Origin of the sequence: Viridibacillus arenosi (assembly GCF_001955655.1) — a bacterium.
GTDB lineage: Bacteria > Bacillota > Bacilli > Bacillales_A > Planococcaceae > Viridibacillus > Viridibacillus arenosi.
Map to the genome: position 1 here is coordinate 149,678 of NZ_MSPW01000002.1, position 17,410 is coordinate 167,087.

16 protein-coding genes and 1 other annotated feature are annotated in these 17,410 nt (G+C 36.5%); of the genes, 14 read left to right on the forward strand and 2 right to left on the reverse strand.

Features of this window, described 5'->3' with window-relative positions:
- The first annotated feature begins 12 nt into the window (after positions 1-12).
- From BK137_RS04610 to rplT, 7 genes are all read left to right on the forward strand, one after another.
- On the forward strand, positions 13-1,440 hold the full coding sequence (locus BK137_RS04610) for a replication initiation and membrane attachment family protein (RefSeq protein ID WP_038187735.1): 1,428 nt from the start codon (positions 13-15) through the stop codon (positions 1,438-1,440).
- Complete coding sequence (dnaI, locus tag BK137_RS04615) at positions 1,427-2,371, forward strand: primosomal protein DnaI (RefSeq protein ID WP_038187734.1); 945 nt, start codon at positions 1,427-1,429, stop codon at positions 2,369-2,371. The genes BK137_RS04610 and dnaI overlap by 14 nt, the downstream gene beginning before the upstream one ends.
- A gap of 75 nt (positions 2,372-2,446) precedes the next feature.
- Positions 2,447-2,690: a binding site (T-box leader), on the forward strand.
- Between the two features lie 292 nt (positions 2,691-2,982).
- Positions 2,983-4,917 carry a threonine--tRNA ligase gene (gene thrS / locus BK137_RS04620; protein ID WP_038187733.1) on the forward strand — a complete coding sequence of 645 codons (1,935 nt, stop codon included), beginning with the start codon at positions 2,983-2,985 and terminating at the stop codon, positions 4,915-4,917.
- A gap of 251 nt (positions 4,918-5,168) precedes the next feature.
- Positions 5,169-6,359 (forward strand): iron-containing alcohol dehydrogenase, encoded by a 1,191-nt coding sequence (locus BK137_RS04625; protein WP_038187732.1) that lies wholly within the window; start codon positions 5,169-5,171, stop codon positions 6,357-6,359.
- Between the two features lie 369 nt (positions 6,360-6,728).
- On the forward strand, positions 6,729-7,235 hold the full coding sequence (infC, locus tag BK137_RS04630; RefSeq protein WP_038187731.1) for a translation initiation factor IF-3: 507 nt from the start codon (positions 6,729-6,731) through the stop codon (positions 7,233-7,235).
- A gap of 37 nt (positions 7,236-7,272) precedes the next feature.
- Complete coding sequence (gene rpmI, locus BK137_RS04635; protein WP_038187730.1) at positions 7,273-7,473, forward strand: 50S ribosomal protein L35; 201 nt, start codon at positions 7,273-7,275, stop codon at positions 7,471-7,473.
- 54 nt (positions 7,474-7,527) lie between these two features.
- Positions 7,528-7,887, forward strand: a complete 360-nt coding sequence (gene rplT / locus BK137_RS04640; RefSeq protein WP_038187728.1) for a 50S ribosomal protein L20 — start codon at positions 7,528-7,530, stop codon at positions 7,885-7,887.
- A 163-nt stretch (positions 7,888-8,050) separates the two neighbouring features.
- Here rplT and BK137_RS04645 read toward each other — a convergent pair whose 3' ends face one another.
- A complete protein-coding gene (locus BK137_RS04645) occupies positions 8,051-8,494 on the reverse strand; it encodes an RrF2 family transcriptional regulator (RefSeq protein ID WP_038187725.1) in 444 nt (147 codons plus the stop codon).
- A 168-nt stretch (positions 8,495-8,662) separates the two neighbouring features.
- Between BK137_RS04645 and hmpA the strand changes: the two genes are divergently transcribed.
- The 4 genes from hmpA (at position 8,663) to BK137_RS04665 (ending at position 13,688) form a co-directional block, all read left to right on the forward strand.
- Positions 8,663-9,847, forward strand: a complete 1,185-nt coding sequence (gene hmpA, locus BK137_RS04650; RefSeq protein ID WP_038187722.1) for an NO-inducible flavohemoprotein — start codon at positions 8,663-8,665, stop codon at positions 9,845-9,847.
- A gap of 297 nt (positions 9,848-10,144) precedes the next feature.
- Positions 10,145-11,596, forward strand: coding sequence for a DUF5776 domain-containing protein (locus BK137_RS04655; protein ID WP_076064976.1), 1,452 nt, complete (start codon positions 10,145-10,147; stop codon positions 11,594-11,596).
- A 261-nt stretch (positions 11,597-11,857) separates the two neighbouring features.
- A complete protein-coding gene (locus tag BK137_RS04660) occupies positions 11,858-13,318 on the forward strand; it encodes a DUF5776 domain-containing protein (RefSeq protein ID WP_051448781.1) in 1,461 nt (486 codons plus the stop codon).
- A 109-nt stretch (positions 13,319-13,427) separates the two neighbouring features.
- Entirely contained in the window at positions 13,428-13,688 is a 261-nt protein-coding gene (locus BK137_RS04665; RefSeq protein WP_038187719.1) for a DUF1294 domain-containing protein, read from the forward strand.
- Positions 13,689-13,987: 299 nt separating this feature from the next.
- Here the strand turns inward: BK137_RS04665 and BK137_RS04675 are convergent, their stop codons facing one another.
- On the reverse strand, positions 13,988-14,365 hold the full coding sequence (locus BK137_RS04675) for a hypothetical protein (protein WP_038187713.1): 378 nt from the start codon (positions 14,363-14,365) through the stop codon (positions 13,988-13,990).
- An 84-nt stretch (positions 14,366-14,449) separates the two neighbouring features.
- Between BK137_RS04675 and BK137_RS04680 the strand changes: the two genes are divergently transcribed.
- The 3 genes from BK137_RS04680 (at position 14,450) to argF (ending at position 17,199) form a co-directional block, all read left to right on the forward strand.
- The gene (locus BK137_RS04680) at positions 14,450-14,935 is read left to right on the forward strand and encodes a dUTP diphosphatase (protein ID WP_038187711.1); all 486 of its coding nucleotides are present in this window, start codon (positions 14,450-14,452) and stop codon (positions 14,933-14,935) included.
- 71 nt (positions 14,936-15,006) lie between these two features.
- Positions 15,007-16,095 (forward strand): M42 family metallopeptidase, encoded by a 1,089-nt coding sequence (locus tag BK137_RS04685; RefSeq protein ID WP_038187710.1) that lies wholly within the window; start codon positions 15,007-15,009, stop codon positions 16,093-16,095.
- A gap of 138 nt (positions 16,096-16,233) precedes the next feature.
- Complete coding sequence (argF, locus tag BK137_RS04690; RefSeq protein ID WP_038187708.1) at positions 16,234-17,199, forward strand: ornithine carbamoyltransferase; 966 nt, start codon at positions 16,234-16,236, stop codon at positions 17,197-17,199.
- Positions 17,200-17,410: the final 211 nt, after the last annotated feature.

Consider the following 17,410-nt stretch of genomic DNA (forward strand, 5'->3'; position numbering starts at 1 on the left):
AGGACGGTGATCGTGGTGCATTTATATAAAGAACTACAGCCCGTTGATCGATTGTCCATTCGAATGCCATTTCCCGTATCTAGCTACGATCGCCAACTTATTACTCTGCTTTATCAGCCGTTAATAGGTGCGGAGCCCATTAGCTTATACTTTATGCTTTGGGCTGAAGGAGAAAGTACGACTGAAGCTGAATTATCACATTACCATTTGATGAACTCACTTGATATGCCGATTGCAAAGATTTTCGAGTCGCGCATCGCATTAGAAGCTATTGGTTTAATGCGCACTTGGCGTAAAGATTCTGAGGATGTACGCTCATTTATGTACGACGTGATGCCTCCTTTAGAAGCATCAGCTTTTTTTAATGATCCCTTACTATCCATGTTTTTATTTAGCAAAATTGGTGAACAAGCCTATAGACAGTTGCGCCAACGTTTCGTTCAGAAGGGTCCATCAAATGATGGCTATCAGGAAGTGTCAAGAACATTTACAGATGTCTATCGTCCTGTGCAGCATCATTTACCATCCTTTGCGAATGAGCAGACAGTTGAGGAAAGAGAGAAACCTAAAGAACTACCATTTAACTACGAGGACTTCGATTTTTCTTTACTTAGAGCTGGATTGTCAGAACAACTTGTACCATCTTCAGCACTTACTGCTGAAGCGAATGCAACAATTGCAAAGTTAGCTTTTTTATATCATTTAACACCATTAGATATGCAAAAAGTTGTTATGCTCGCTCTAGATGATCATATGATGTTATCCGAGTCAAGGTTAAAGAAATCGGCAGCTGATTATTACAAATTGACTGTTTCAACAGAACCACCTGCTATGCAACAAGCTTTCCAATCGGCAGTTAATGAGGCAGAGAAAAAGACTACAAAAGAGCAAGCTTTGCAGACGAAGGAAGAGTTATTGATTCATTACCTAGAAACAACTGCTCCAATTGATGTCTTGCGTGATATCGCTGATGGGAAAGAACCAATCCCTGCTGACATTCAGCTTGCTCAAAATCTTGTCCTACAATATCAAATGCCAATTGGTGTTGTAAATGCCTTACTTCAGTATGTTCTTTTACGTACAGACATGAAGTTAACTAAAAACTATGTCGAAAAGATTGCCTCACATTGGATTCGAAAAGGTGTGAAAACGACGAAAGAAGCAATGGACTTAGCGCGCAAAGAGCATAAGCAGTATATGGAATGGAAAACAGCTGAGCAAAAACCTGCAACGAAAAAACGTTACACCGGTGGTCGAGAAGAAAAAGTCCCTGACTGGTTTAAGAAAAATAAAGAAAAGAAACCTCAGAAAGAAGATACTATAAAAGAAACTTCAAAAGAAGCAGCTAAGAGTGATACCGATTTTGAAGAGGAAAGACGTAAAATTCTAGAGAAACTAGGAATAGAGGAAGGGCAGGTGGATTCACATGGAACCGATTAATAATCAACTTAGAAAAGTGATGGATTCACAAACTTTTCAAGAACGATACGAGCAAATGAAGCGAGAAATTCTTGAAAATAAAGGTGTCCAGCAATTTCTAGCTGACAACGATCAAGAAGTAAACAAAGATATGGTAGACCGTGGTCTAGGTAAATTATATGAATATACAGGACAGAAACATGATTGTGACGAATGTGTATCCGTTGCAAAATGTCAAAATGCATTAAAGGGCTTTGTGCCAATATTATCAATTATCCGCGATTCAATAGAAGTCGAATATACACCGTGTCAACAAAAACGCATGGAGGATGAGCGTCGTCAAGCTGCCTCTATGATTTCGAGTATGCATATGCCAAAAGACGTGTTAAGAGCGACGATCAAAGATTTAATGATTGATGATCATTCACGTGTGAATATCGCTAATCGCGCAGCGGATTTCGTTCGTGAATTTAAAGAAACGGGTGAACTTCCTCACAAAGGCTTTTATTTATATGGTGAATTTGGTGTCGGTAAATCTTTTGTATTAGGGGCTATTGCCAATGAATTGGCGACTTTACAAATCAAATCGGTTGTAGTATTTGTACCCGAGTTTTTACGTGAAATGAAAGGTTCAATCCAAGATCAATCTTTACAAGAGAAAATAGATTTTGTGAAAAAGGCGCCTGTTTTAATGCTAGATGACTTAGGCGCTGAAACGTTGTCGAGTTGGACACGTGACGAAATTTTGGGAACGATTTTTCATTACCGAATGGCGGAACAATTGCCGACATTCATCACTTCGAATCTTGGATATGATGAATTAGAAGACCATTTAGCTTATAACCAAAAAGGTGATCGTGATATGTTAAAAGCTTCACGAATTATGGAGCGTATTAAAGCTGTGACGACACCAATCCGAATGAGTGGGCAAAACCGAAGAGATCAGAAATAGTTGCATTTTTTTGATTGACTTTTTTTCCTACTTGATTTTAAACTTAATCGAGCGTATACTTTCAGTCATAATATAAAAAATGCTTTGAAAAGGACAACAATTTTTTGTACGACTTTTAGAGAGAGAAGCCTAGGCTGGAAGCTTCTTAGTACGGCAAATTATTTACCCCCTTGGAGCAGCGACAGTGAATGTACTAGTAATTGTCGACGGTAACGGTCCGTTAGCCGATCGAGAGCTTCGTCTATACCTGCACTCTTTTTAAGTGTTGGCAGTAGAAGGAAGAAGGGTGGAACCACGAGAATACAGCCTCGTCCCTTTTGGGATGGGGCTTTTTTGCGTTTTTATCTAAATGCTAAAGCGGCCCGTTCAGACTCGACAAGCACTGAAACTTTCGAAACAAAAGCGTTTTTTAGCTTTTGTCCGAGAAAGTGGAAGTGACCTCGAGAGTCTGGCCGCTGAAGCTAGAAATTTATCTAAATGCTGAAGCGGCCCACTTAAAGGAAAAAAGTCTAAAAACGCCACGTCCTGTGGCAACGACAGCGTGACCCGCATCGTGCGGCCCTAAACCTCTCGTAAGGCTAAAATAAATAAAACTAAAAGGAGATTACAAAATGGCAGACATGATTAATTTAAAATTCCCAGATGGCGCAGTAAAGGAATTTTCAAAAGGTACAACAACTGAAGAAATTGCACAATCAATTAGCCCGGGACTTCGTAAAAAAGCAATCGTTGGTAAATTCAACGGACAATTAGTAGATTTAACAACACCTTTAGAAGAAGACGGTGACATTGCAATCGTAACACCTTCTGATTCTGAAGCATTAGAAGTAATGCGTCATTCTACAGCTCACCTTTTAGCGCAAGCTGTTAAACGTATGTTCCCTGGTGTAAAACTTGGAGTAGGTCCAGTAATTGAAGGTGGTTTCTACTACGATATCGACTCACCAGAACCAATCACTGCTGATGATCTTCTGAAAATCGAAAAAGAAATGAAAAAAATCATTTCTGAAAATATCGTCATCACTCGCCAAGACATATCACGTGCTGAAGCAATCGAACGCTTCACTGCAATTGATGATGAATATAAATTAGAACTTATCGAAGCTATTCCTGCAGATGAGCAAGTATCAATCTACGAACAAGGCGATTTCTTCGACCTTTGCCGTGGTGTACACGTTCCATCTACAGGTAAGATTAAAGAATTTAAATTGTTATCAATCGCTGGTGCATACTGGAGAGGTAATTCAGATAACAAAATGCTACAACGTATTTACGGAACAGCATTCTTTACAAAAGACGATCTAAAAGCACATCTTCAAATGCTAGAAGAAGCAAAAGAACGTGATCACCGTAAAATTGGTAAAGAACTTGAATTATTCACTACTTCTCAAAAAGTAGGTCAAGGTCTACCGTTATGGTTACCAAATGGTGCGACAATTCGTCGTACAATTGAACGTTATATCGTAGACAAAGAATTGTCTCTTGGTTATAAACATGTTTATACTCCTGTATTGGGTTCAAAAGAGTTATATGAAACTTCAGGACACTGGGCACACTATCAAGATGATATGTTCCCACCAATGGAAGTGGATAACGAAACATTTGTATTACGCCCGATGAACTGTCCACACCATATGATGGTTTACAAATCGTCAATGCACTCATATCGTAACCTGCCATTACGTATTGCTGAACTTGGTACAATGCACCGTTACGAAATGTCAGGTGCTGTATCAGGACTTCAACGTGTACGTGGTATGACTCTAAATGATGCGCATATTTTCGTTCGTCCAGACCAAATTAAAGAAGAATTTAAACGTGTAGTAGAATTAGTGCTTGGAGTTTATAAAGACTTTGATTTAAATGATTACTCATTCCGTCTGTCTTACCGTGACCCAGCTGATACTGAAAAATACTTCGATGATGATGCAATGTGGGAAAAAGCGCAAGGTATGCTAAAAGAAGCAATGGATGAACTAGGCTTAGATTACTTCGAAGCTGAAGGCGAAGCAGCATTCTATGGTCCAAAACTTGACGTTCAAGTAAAAACTGCAATTGGTAAAGAAGAAACTTTATCAACAGTTCAACTTGACTTCTTATTACCAGAACGCTTTGATCTAAGCTATGTTGGTGAAGATGGTAAACCACATCGTCCTGTTGTTATCCACCGTGGTGTTGTATCAACAATGGAACGTTTTGTAGCTTTCTTGATAGAAGAATACAAAGGTGCATTCCCAACTTGGTTAGCGCCAGTGCAAGTAGAAATCATCCCTGTATCTAACGAAGTTCACTTCGACTATGCAAAACAAGTAGAAGAAAAACTTCAAGCAGCAGGCTTCCGTGTTGAAATGGATGATCGTGAAGAAAAACTTGGCTACAAAATCCGTGAAGCACAAATGAAGAAAATTCCTTACATGCTTGTATTAGGTGATAAAGAATTAGAAGCAGGTAGTGTAAACGTACGTCGCTATGGCTCTCAAGATTCTGAAAGCATTGCGATTGAAGATTTCTTAGTGAATTTAAAAGCTGACGTTTCTTTTGAATAAGTAATTTCTAATAATAGAAAGGTGACTGAGACATTAATGTCTCAGTCACCTTTTTCGTATACTCCTAATCCTAAAAAAATATCATCTTGCTATTTTTTGATAAAACATTTGCTTTAAGTTACCTTATTTCCTTATTTAATTACAAAATATGTCAAAATTAGAAGTTGAGAATACTTGATGTATAGATGATACTAGAAAAGTAGTTATTGCATGTAATTACAAACCATTTGAGTCTAAGGAGGAATTTATCCATGGGTGTACAAAGCGAATTTAATATGCCGTCTATTAATTTATTTGGAGCTGGGACAATTCAAGAAGTAGGTAGTCGTTTAAAGGGCTACAACGTAAAAAAAGCACTTCTTGTTACAGATGAGGGATTGCACAAATTAGGTTTATCCGAAACACTAGCAACAATTATTCGAGATGCTGGTGTGGATGTAGCAATTTTCCCTAAAGTCGTACCAAACCCAACGGATATTAATGTAGCAGAAGGATTGGAAGTATACCAAAACGAACGCTGTGATGCGATTGTGTCATTAGGTGGCGGTAGTGCACATGATGCGGCTAAAGGCATTGGCATTGTAGCAACGAATGGTGGTAAAATTTCGGATTATGAAGGTGTCAATTTATCAAGTAATCCTTTACCAACATTTATTGCTGTTAATACAACTGCTGGAACGGCGAGCGAAATGACAAAGTTCACCATTATTACTGATACAACAAGAAAAGTAAAAATGGCGATTGTCGATAAGCATGTTACTGCACTTGCATCGATTAATGATCCTGAGTTAATGGTTGGTATGCCGCCACAATTAACTGCGGCTACTGGTCTGGATGCACTGACTCATGCGATTGAATCCTTTGTTTCTACTGCAGCTACACCAATTACCGATGCGTGTGCAGTGAAGACGATGCAGTTAGTAGTAGAATATTTACCACGTGCTGTAGCAAATGGTGAAGACATGGAAGCTCGTGAACAAATGGTTTATGCACAATTTTTAGCAGGTATGGCATTTAACAATGGTTTACTTGGTTATGTCCATGCGATTGCACACCAATTCGGAGGTTTTTATGACCTACCACATGGTGTATGTAATGCGATTTTATTACCGCATGTATGTCGTTTCAACCTAGTGGCAAAAGTAGATCGTTTTGCGGAAATTGCTAAACACTTAGGTGAAAATGTAGAAGGCTTAAGCCAACGTGATGCAGCCGATCTTGCTATTGCTGCGATTGAACGTTTATCAAAAGACTTAGGGATTCCAGCTGGTTTTGCGGAACTTGGTGCGAAAGATGAAGACATCGAAACATTAGCAAAAAATGCAATGTTAGATGTTTGCGCTGCATCGAATCCACGTAAACCAACATTAGACCAAGTCCAAGAGATTATTCGTAATGCATGCAAATTCCCAGTAAAAGAAAAAACTTTAGTGAATGTATAATAAAAACTAAACGAAAGTATCTACGCTCATTTTAAGCGTAGATACTTTTTCTTTTGAAAAAATGTCGAGTGAAATCATTGACAACATAGAATAGGTATGATAAATTTATAAAGGTTAATGAATACAAAGTTTGTGGTTGAAGAAGAGGCTGCCCGCTTCTCACCTGTTTGACTCATCAGTTGATGTTTACAGGTTACATGATAGAACGGATCACGCATTAAGGCGTGTACATATATCGGCGGGCGGACATTTCGACTATGTCCGCTCGTTTTTTTGTGGACATCGAAATATTCGTACCGATCATCGGGCAACTAGCCCAAACCATGTATTCGCGACACTATTTGGAGGTGGATTGTTATTAGCAAAGACATGTATGTAAACGAAGGTATTCGCGCACGTGAACTTCGTGTTATCGACCATAACGGTGATCAGCTAGGAGTTAAGACACGTAACGAAGCTTTGGAGATTGCCGAACGCGCCAATCTGGATCTTGTCCTTGTGGCTCCTCAGGCCAAACCGCCAGTCGCTCGTATTATGGACCATGGTAAATTTAAATTCGAGCAACAAAAGAAAGACCGTGAAGTACGTAAAAATCAAAAAGTTATCGTAATGAAAGAGGTTCGCTTGAGCCCATCTATCGATGAACACGATTTCCAAACGAAATTACGTAACGGCATTAAGTTCCTTGAAAAAGGAGACAAAGTTAAAGCATCTATTCGCTTTAAAGGTCGTGCAATTACGCACAAAGAAATTGGCCAACGTGTATTAGACCGCTTTGCTGCAGCTTGTGCCGAAGTATCTACGGTTGAATCTAAACCGAAGATGGAAGGCCGTAGCATGTTCTTAGTTTTACAACCAAAGAACGAAAAAGAGTAATTTTATAGTTACACGAACAGTTTAGGAGGAATTCGACATGCCAAAAATGAAAACTCACCGTGGTGCTGCGAAACGTTTTAAAAGAACGGGTACTGGTAAATTAAAACGTGACCGCGCATTTGGTAGCCACTTATTCGCGAACAAATCAACTAAAGCGAAACGTCACCTACGTAAAGGTCAATTAGTTTCTTCAGGAGACTACAAACGTATCAAGTCTCTACTTGCTTACATGAAATAATTCGATTCGAAAACATACAAATTCATACTATATGAATAGCAGGAGGTAATCACTATGCCACGCGTAAAAGGCGGTACAGTAACGCGCAAGCGTCGTAAAAAAGTTTTAAAATTAGCTAAAGGGTACTACGGTTCTAAACATACTCTTTATAAAGTAGCTAACCAAGCAGTAATGAAATCAGGTCAATATGCATATCGTGACCGTCGTCAAAAGAAACGTGATTTCCGTAAATTATGGATCACACGTATCAATGCAGCAGCTCGTGTAAACGGTCTTTCATACAGCCGTTTAATGCACGGTTTAAAACTTGCTGAAATCGAAGTTAACCGTAAAATGTTAGCTGATTTAGCAGTAACTGATGCACAAGCATTCGCTCAATTAGCAGATGCTGCTAAACAAGCAATCGCAAAATAATTCAAGCTTACTAGCATGATTGTAAGAAACTCATGAATCTTAGATTCATGAGTTTTTTGTTGGATAAAAATAAGCATAAGTACAGTATGCTTATTTATATGTATTTTTTGCAAATAAAAAAGAGATAATCTTTAATCACCTTTGATTAAGAGATTATCTCTTTTTATTTTTGGTTAGGAAATAACAATGCAGCCAATTCCTCTTTGGAGTGAAGAAAATCATCTAATGTATAGGTATCCAGAACAGCAATATATGCATGTAATGCTTTATTCAGGGCACCCTTTAAACTGCAGACAGGTGAAATAATACAGCCCACAGATTCTGGATTAAAACAATCTACAAGGTAGAAGTCCTCCTCGGTTTGCCGGACTAATTTTCCTATGACAATATCTTTTGGTTTTAAAGCTAATCTGATACCCCCACCTCTACCTCGAACAGTTTCAATGTAACCTAATTTCCCGAGTTCGTGCGTAACTTTCATCAAATGGTTTTTAGAAATACCATAAGCATCTGAGATTTCTTTAATTGTAGAGAGATCTTCAATATTTTTCGCGCCAAGATACAATAAGACCCGTAGAGAATAATCTGTATACAAAGTTAAACGCATTTGATTCACCACCATTTCTGTTTACATTATAACACGGCATTGAATTGTGTCTAAAAATTTAAAAGATGTATTTTAAATGTGTCTTTTATGTTAAAGATGTATTTTAGATATTGCTTTAAAGTAGAAATAGGCGTAAATTATAGACAGTTAAGAAAAGGAGTGTTTGATATGTTATCTAAGTCAACAATGGAAATTGTGAAATCAACAGCACCAGTATTGGAAGTCCATGGTAAGGCCATTACAACAGTGTTTTACCGTAATCTATTTGAAGCACATCCTGAACTATTGAATATATTTAATCATGCAAATCAAGCGAAAGGGCGTCAACAAACTGCTTTAGCAAACACTGTTTATGCAGCAGCAGTGCATATTGAAAACCTAGAAGCCATTTTACCCGTAGTAAAACAAATTGCTCATAAACACCGTAGCTTAGGCATAAAAGCAGAGCATTATCCAATTGTCGGAGAGTTTTTATTAAAAGCTATTAAAGAAGTTCTTGGTGATGCGGCAACAGATGAAATTATCCAAGCGTGGGGAGAAGCATACGGCGTAATTGCTGATGCATTTATCCAAACAGAAGAAGCAATGTACAAAGAAGCGGAAGCTCAAGAAGGTGGCTGGCGCTACTTTAAAGAATTCGTGGTAGCGAATAAAATACAAGAAAACGAGAAAATCGTTTCAATTTACTTAAAACCTGCGGATGGAAAGAAACTACCTGTATACAAACCAGGTCAATATATTACTGTGCAAATTGAAATCCCAGGAGAAAAATACTTGCATAACCGTCAATATAGCTTATCACAAGCACCTGGTGACGATGCATACCGAATTTCAGTTAAACGTGAAGATGAAGGACATCCAAATGGAATCGTATCTGTTTATTTACATGACCAGTTAAAAGAAGGCGATACATTGCAAGTAAGTGCTCCAGCTGGTGATTTCCAACTAGATACGACTTCAACAGCACCAGTAGCATTCATTAGTGGTGGTGTTGGTATCACACCATTAATGAGTATGTTTGAAACGCTTGCGACTATAGATGCTGATCGTCAGACAGCATTCATCCATTGTGCTCGCTCAGAAAATTACCATGCATTTGGACAAGAAATTGATGCTGTATTAGCGAAAATGCCAAATGCTAAATATTTCAAGTTAAATTCTGATGAGCCTAATGGTATTATCAATCGTGAATTTATACAACAACAAGTAGTTGAAGGTAGTAACGTTTATGTATGTGGTCCAGTTAACTTTATGGAAGCAGTTATTAATGACTTATATGCATTAGGCTTCACAGAACCACAAGTACATTTTGAATTTTTCGGACCAGCAATGCAATTAGAAATAAAAGCATAGAACGTCAAACGCCATTAGTAGTGTAAAAACTTCTAGTGGCGTTTTATTGTGAAAAAACAACAAAATATTAAAAAAGTCATATGAATTATACTTTTACGGAAAAATAATTGTGATTTATAGGTCTAAAGTTTTTTTAGAATAATAATTCAGATTGTATTGAACTAGTGAAAGAAATAAAATTCGTCTTAATAGTGGATGTTAGAAAACGTTTGAATTTGTTAAACTCATAGAGTTCAAAGTCTAGAAACATAGTAGGATGACTTTAGAAGAAGGGATAAGGGGATTTAAACATTGAAAATGAAACAGTTTTTACTTGCACTTGTTTGCATGACAGTAATTTGTTCTATTAGTATAACAACATTTGCAGAGGAAAATTTAGAGCCAGCTAACCCAGATAGTACAACTGAATGGGATAAAGAAGAAAAAGCACCATATAAAATGAATGCTAGGGTACAGTCCGCTGAGCCGGTAATTGCTGATATTTCGAAATGGCAATATTCAATTGATTGGGCAACAGCTAGTAAAGTGCTAGATTTAGCGATTATTCGTACTCAATATGGTAGTGGTTTGGAAGATACATATCATAAAATATATGAAGCAGGAGCATTGCAATACGGTGTGCCATTCGGTGTATATTCATATAGTGTAGCTAGATCTACTGCAGCAGCGAGAATTGAAGCAAATACTTTTTATGATCGTGCCAATAAAAACGCAAAATTTTATGTAATTGATATTGAAGAAACAGCAACTGATGGAGAAAGTGTACGTGATATCATCAATGCTTATGTAGCAGAATTACGTAAGAAAACAGATAAGAAAATAGGCGTCTACATTGCTCATCATTTATACAATCAATTAAATATTGATACATCAAAATTTGATTTTGTGTGGATACCTAGATACAGCAATACCAATACACCACCGGATTATGAGTATCACTTATGGCAATATACGGACCAAGGAAAAGTGGCTGGAATTAATACAAATGTAGATTTAAATAGATTAAATCCAAATGTGTCATTAGATTTCTTTACAAAAGATAGTAGCGAAAATAATAAACCTATTGATCTATCAAATTACTATACTAAGAACCCTAAAAAAGTTGCTATAAGAAAAAAAGTGAACCAATACAATAATAAAAATTTCACTACTTCACGAAAAACAGGTTCATTAAGCAAAAATACAATTGTTGAAGTAAAAGGTATGGATTACTCTAGTAAAGGAATTCCAAGATTGATGTTAGCTAATGGGATGTATATTACAGCTAGTAAAAGCTATGTCACAAAATTAATTTCAAATATTGACGATTATTATACGGCTGTTCCAAAGAATGTCGTTCTAAAGAAAGCAGTAAGAACTTATAGCAGTACAAGTTTTACAGCTGCTAAAGAAGTATCTAAGATAAATAAAGATAAGATTGTTAGTATTGCGGATATTGATTATACAACGGGTGGTGCACCACGTTTGAAGACCACTTCGGGAACCTATATAACTGCAAATAAAAAGTATGTATTAAAAACGACAGCGAAAATTTCGAATTATATTACTGTTAAACCTAGTAAAGTAAAAACAGTAAAGAAAATTTATCAATATAAAAGTACTTCCTTAACTACTGCAAATAGAGATATAGCAATAGCAAAAGGGAAATCATTAAAAGTATCTGCTATTGTCTATACAAATGGTGGTACACCAAGATTAAAATTATCAAATGGCTACTATATAACTGCTAATAAAAAATACGTGCAGTAATAGTAGATAGGAGAAAACAATGGATGGGAAGTCTAGCTCCCATTCATTGTTTTTCTTTTATTTTCATTTTTGATTTGTGGAATATAACATTTTGCAACTGCTGTGATATATAACTGTTAGAGGAATTTAAAGTTCGTAAAGGAAATGATTTGAAGTTGTGTTCAATTTGTTATATAGACTTTGTTATGCTTATGTAGGCTATTACTAGATTGTTTCAAACATATTGAAATAGCAATAAAATACATAAGGAGATACATAAATATGAAAAGACTGCGTTACATGACAGCACTATTATGTTTAGTCGCTGTGAGTTTTTTTGCCGTGCAAATTGCTTCGGCAGATGAATTGAGACCTGCTAATCCAGATAGCAAAACAAAGTGGGAAACCGAACCTGAATTGAAAGCCAATTCCACTATGAGCTTACGCTCTGCAGAGCCGGTTATTGCAGATATTTCTAAATGGCAAGGGACTATTGATTGGGCAACAGCAAGTAAGAATTTAGATCTTGTTATTATTCGCACACAATACGGTTCAATCTTAGAGGATATTAAACATAAGGAATATGAAGCTGGTGCTCTCAAATACGGCGTACCTTTTGGAGTATATTCATATAGCCTAGCAGAATCTACTGCGGATGCGAAAGAAGAGGCAAATTCTTTTTACAACCGCGCTAGTAAAGATGCTAAATTTTATGTATTAGATGTTGAAGAAAATACGAGTAAATCAGGCGAAAGTATGCGTACAATTATCAATGCATACGTGAAGCAACTGCGTACTAAAACAGATAAAAAGATAGGTGTATACATTGCGCACCATTTATATGAAGATTTAAATATTGATACAACGAAATTTGATTTTGTGTGGATTCCACGTTACAACAATACGAATACTGCCCCAGCTTATAATTATAATTTATGGCAATATACAGATAAGGGAATCGTACCTGGTATTTCAACCTATGTAGATCTAAATCGTTTAAACCCAAATACGCCACTGCATTTCTTTACTGAAGAAGCTGATGCTGAAACAGCGGGGAATGATGATTATTATACAACTAACCCCAAAAAAGTAGTTGTTAAGAAAACAGTTTATCAATACAGTTCGCCAAGTTTTTCCACTGGAAATAAAGGAGCGGCATTGAAAAAGAATTCTATAGTGTCAGTTTCAGGAATCGTGAATACTGCAAATGGAACTCCACGATTAAAATTAACAAATGGTCAATATATTTCGGCAAATAAAAAATTTGTTCAAAAAGTAACAAGTAAAATTGATCAATACTACACAACGGTGCCAAAAAATATTGTCGTGAAAAAAGGGTTAAATGCATATAAGAGTGTAAATCTTACAACTAGTAATAAAATATCAGGTGTCAAAAAAAATACTATCTTAACTATTAAAGATATTGAATATACGAAGAATGGTACACCGAGATTAAAAACGACATCGGGTTCATATATCACTGCGAATAAAGATTATGTATTGAAATTACCTACTAACTATTATGATTACTGGACGATTAACCCTGGCCAAGTGAAAATTGCTAAGAAAGTCTACCAATATAAAGGTACTTCTTTCACTACTGCTAATAGAGGGAAAGCAATTGCAGTAGGATCTACTGTCAAAGTAAGTAGTATTGCATATGGAACAAATGGTACACCACGATTAAAATTAACGAATGGTTATTATATTACAGCGAAGAAAACTTATGTAAAAGCAAAATAAATAGTATAGTATTCGTATAAGTATATATAATTGTAATAATAAGTAAAAACACACAGCAATTGGACTGTGTGTTTTTTATAATAAAATATCTCTTTGGAAGGAGAATAAGATGAGTGCAATTATACTTTATTGGATATTATTAATGTCTGCGATCGGCTTTATTTTAATGGGTTATGATAAGCGAAAGGCTATTAACCATGAATGGCGTATTAGAGAAAGGACATTATGGCTTGTTGCGCTTTTTGGAGGAGGAATAGGTTCGTATATAGGTATGCGTATTTTTCGTCATAAAACGCAACATACCTCCTTTGTCTTTGGATTACCAGCAATCGCGGTAATTTATGCTGTCATTTCGTTAGCTATTTATTAATGAAAAAGTATCGTCATAAAAAGAAGGTACATTTCCGACTGTAGACAAACTCGAAGAAATTCGAGTTTATCTACGTTTTTTTTTTCTTTTGAAAAATAAATAAGACTGTTGATTTCCACTACGGTGGACGCTTTCCATGGACGGGCGCTTAGTCGCTTCGTAGCTACGCTCCAATCAACTACACATGTAATATAAAAAAATCTTTTGAAGTTAGGAAAATGATGATTAGAAAAAATGAGCATTCTGAATACCTTTTGTCTACATACTGAAAAGTACCGTCTTAAAAAGACGGTACTTTTTTACTTCATCAATTGTTCGATTGGGTTTTTCCAGCTAATTGTTGCGTTTGGATAGTGACGACGGATTTCGCTTTCTAAAAATAGAATATCTTCTTTCTTTAAACCTTGAAGTTCCATTTCATTTTTCGTATCAATGAAAATGGATACGACTTCTAATATGTCGTTAGCTGATCCTAGATATTTTTCACCTTCAAACATAGCGCCTTTATAAGATATAAAAAAGTTCTTTCGTGCATTTTTGGAATCATCATAGAAGTAATAACTTCTACGTTGTACCGCATCATTGAATTTTCGCCTTGGATTAAAAAAGTAGCGAATGACTTTATACATGACATATAAAATGAGTACGACTAATAAAACACGAATGAGAACAAGCATCTACAGTTCCCCCTTGTACAAACATTATCCTTTCCTATACGATAGAAGAGATTGAAAAGTTTCAAAAATGTTAGGAGAATTATAATGAATTTACAAAAACTTTTTACAATGCAGCAACAACTTGATGCATTTATTGAAGAAACACAACAAATTACAAAGGATGTATTCCGTGAAAAAGGACTAGCATTACTTGTTGAGTTAGGTGAACTAGCAAATGAAACGCGTTGCTTTAAATTTTGGAGTACAAAAGGACCATCTGAGCGTTCGGTAATTTTAGAAGAGTTCGTGGATTCTATTCACTTTTTATTGTCATTAGGTATTATGAAAGGTTTCGATGATTTAAAAGAGTGGCCAATATCTAACCGCGATGGAGATTTGACGGATCTCTTCATCCAGACAGAAGGTGCGGTTTTAAACTTCATTCTTAAGCCAGAGAGAGCGCAGTATGAAGAAGCATGGATATTGTACGGTGCACTGGCGAATGCACTAGATTTTACAGCCGAAGATATCGTACGAGCGTATGTATCAAAAAACGAAAAAAATTATGAGCGTCAACGTAACGGATACTAAAATATTTTTTGAAAATTGCCTATTATTGCATTATAATAGTTAAAGATTCGAATATTTAGGAGGTCGAAATAATGCAACAATTGGATGAGACTTTAACAATGTTAAAAGAACTAACTGACGCACGTGCTGCTTCAGGTAACGAACGTGAAGCGCGCGAGGTAATGAAAAAGTACATCGCACCTTTCGCAGACAGAATGGATAGTGATAATTTAGGTGGAGTAATCGCTGAAAAAGTGGGCGATGCAAACGGCCCTAAAGTTATGATAGCTGGCCATTTAGATGAGGTTGGCTTCATGGTCACTCAAATTGACGATAAAGGCTTCTTAAAATTCCAAACAATCGGTGGCTGGTGGTCACAAGTAATGTTAGCACAACGGGTGCAAGTTATTACGCGTAAAGGTGAAACGATTATTGGTGTAATTGGTTCTAAACCACCGCATATTTTACCAGCAGAAGTACGCAACAAACCTTTCCAAATTACAGATATGTTCATCGACGTCGGCGCTACTTCTAAAGATGAAGCAGAAGGATGGGGTATCTTACCTGGCGATATGGTCGTACCTTATTTTGAATTTACAGTGATGAAAAACGAAAAACATTTACTTGCTAAAGCATGGGATAATCGTATCGGCTGTGCGATAGCAATTGAAGTATTAAAAGGGCTAAAAGACGAAAAACATCCTAACATCGTTTACGGATGTGGTGTTGTCCAAGAAGAGGTTGGTTTACGTGGAGCTAAAGTAGCGACGCATAAAATTCAACCTGACATCGGTTTTGCAGTTGATGTAGGTATTGCTGGTGACACACCAGGAATTACATCAAAAGAATCGACAAGTAAGATCGGTGCTGGCCCACAAATTATTATTTATGATGCTTCGATGATTGCACATAAAGGTATACGTGATCTTGTGGTGGATACTGCAAATGAAAATGGCATCCCGTTCCAATATGAAGCCATTCCAGGAGGAGGTACAGACGCAGGTGCAATACACATAACTGCAAACGGTGTACCATCTTTATCTATCGGTATTGCAACGCGCTATATTCATTCACATGCAGGTATTTTACATCGTGACGACTTTGAAAACACGGTCAAATTAATCATTGAAGTGATTAAGAAACTAGACCGTGATACAGTGAATAAAATTATCTTTGAATAAGACTTATATTAAACTCCTTTGCTCACATGAGTAAAGGAGTTTAATTTTTTTGAAAAAACATAAAAATGCATTTGATTTAATATTTATGCATATGTATAATGGTCATTAACAATAAAAACAAAAGGGAGCGGATCATATATGAAACTTTTAGAATTAGTGCAGTTAAAATTAGTAGAAAGCTTAAAAGGTAAAGATTTAATTTCACTTATAGATTATACAAGTGAGGAAGTACAAGGCTTACTGGACTTATCCATTCAATTGAAAACAATAACTAAAGAAGGTAAATGTCCTCCGTTATTAGAAGGAAAAACGTTGGGAATGATTTTCGAAAAGCATTCTACACGCACGCGTATTTCGTTTGAAGTTGGTATGAATCAACTAGGTGGTAAAGGTATGTTCATGCATGCTCGCGATTTACAAATCGGTCGTGGGGAATCTGTTTATGATACAGGGCATGTACTATCCGGTTATTTAGATGGTATTATGATCCGTGCAAATTCACATGAAATGGTAAAAGAACTGGCTGAACACGCATCAATTCCTGTTATTAACGGTTTGACAGACCTTGCTCACCCATGCCAAGCGCTTGCTGATCTTGAAACAATTGCTGAAGAAAAAGGTCATGTGAAGGGCTTAAAGCTAGCATATATTGGTGATGGAAACAATGTAGCGCACTCATTAGTAGTAGCAGCAGCACATGTAGGAATGGATGTTGTCGTAGCGACACCTAAAGCGTATGAACCAAGCGAAGCGGTCATGAAAAAAGCAGCTGAAATTGCAGCTACAAATGGCAGTACGGTTTCATTCACATATGACCCAGCAGAAGCAGCAAAAGATGCTGATGTCATTTATACAGATGTATGGACTTCAATGGGGCAAGAAGAGGAAGCTGCAAAACGATTAGCAGACTTTAAAGACTACCAAATTAACGATGCATTAGTAGCGAACGCGAAAGCAGATTATATGTTCTTACACTGCTTGCCAGCACATCGTGAAGAAGAAGTAGCTACATCTGTTATTGATGGACCAAACTCATTTATCTTCGAACAAGCTGAAAACCGTCTTCACGCTCAAAAAGCTGTATTGGCTTCGGTTTTAGGATAATTATTCATTTCGAAATATAACAATAGTTTACGAACGCAATTTTGTTATCAAAAATTAAGGATAGGTAAGGCAAAGAGTATTTGCCTTACCTATCTTTTTTTGTTTCAGGATGGGTTAAGGGATTGTATTAATAAAATACAGTATTCTGTAACATTCACGTAACAGACTTGGCTTAGTCTAGTCCAAGATAGCTTTTCGGGGTATAGAAAAT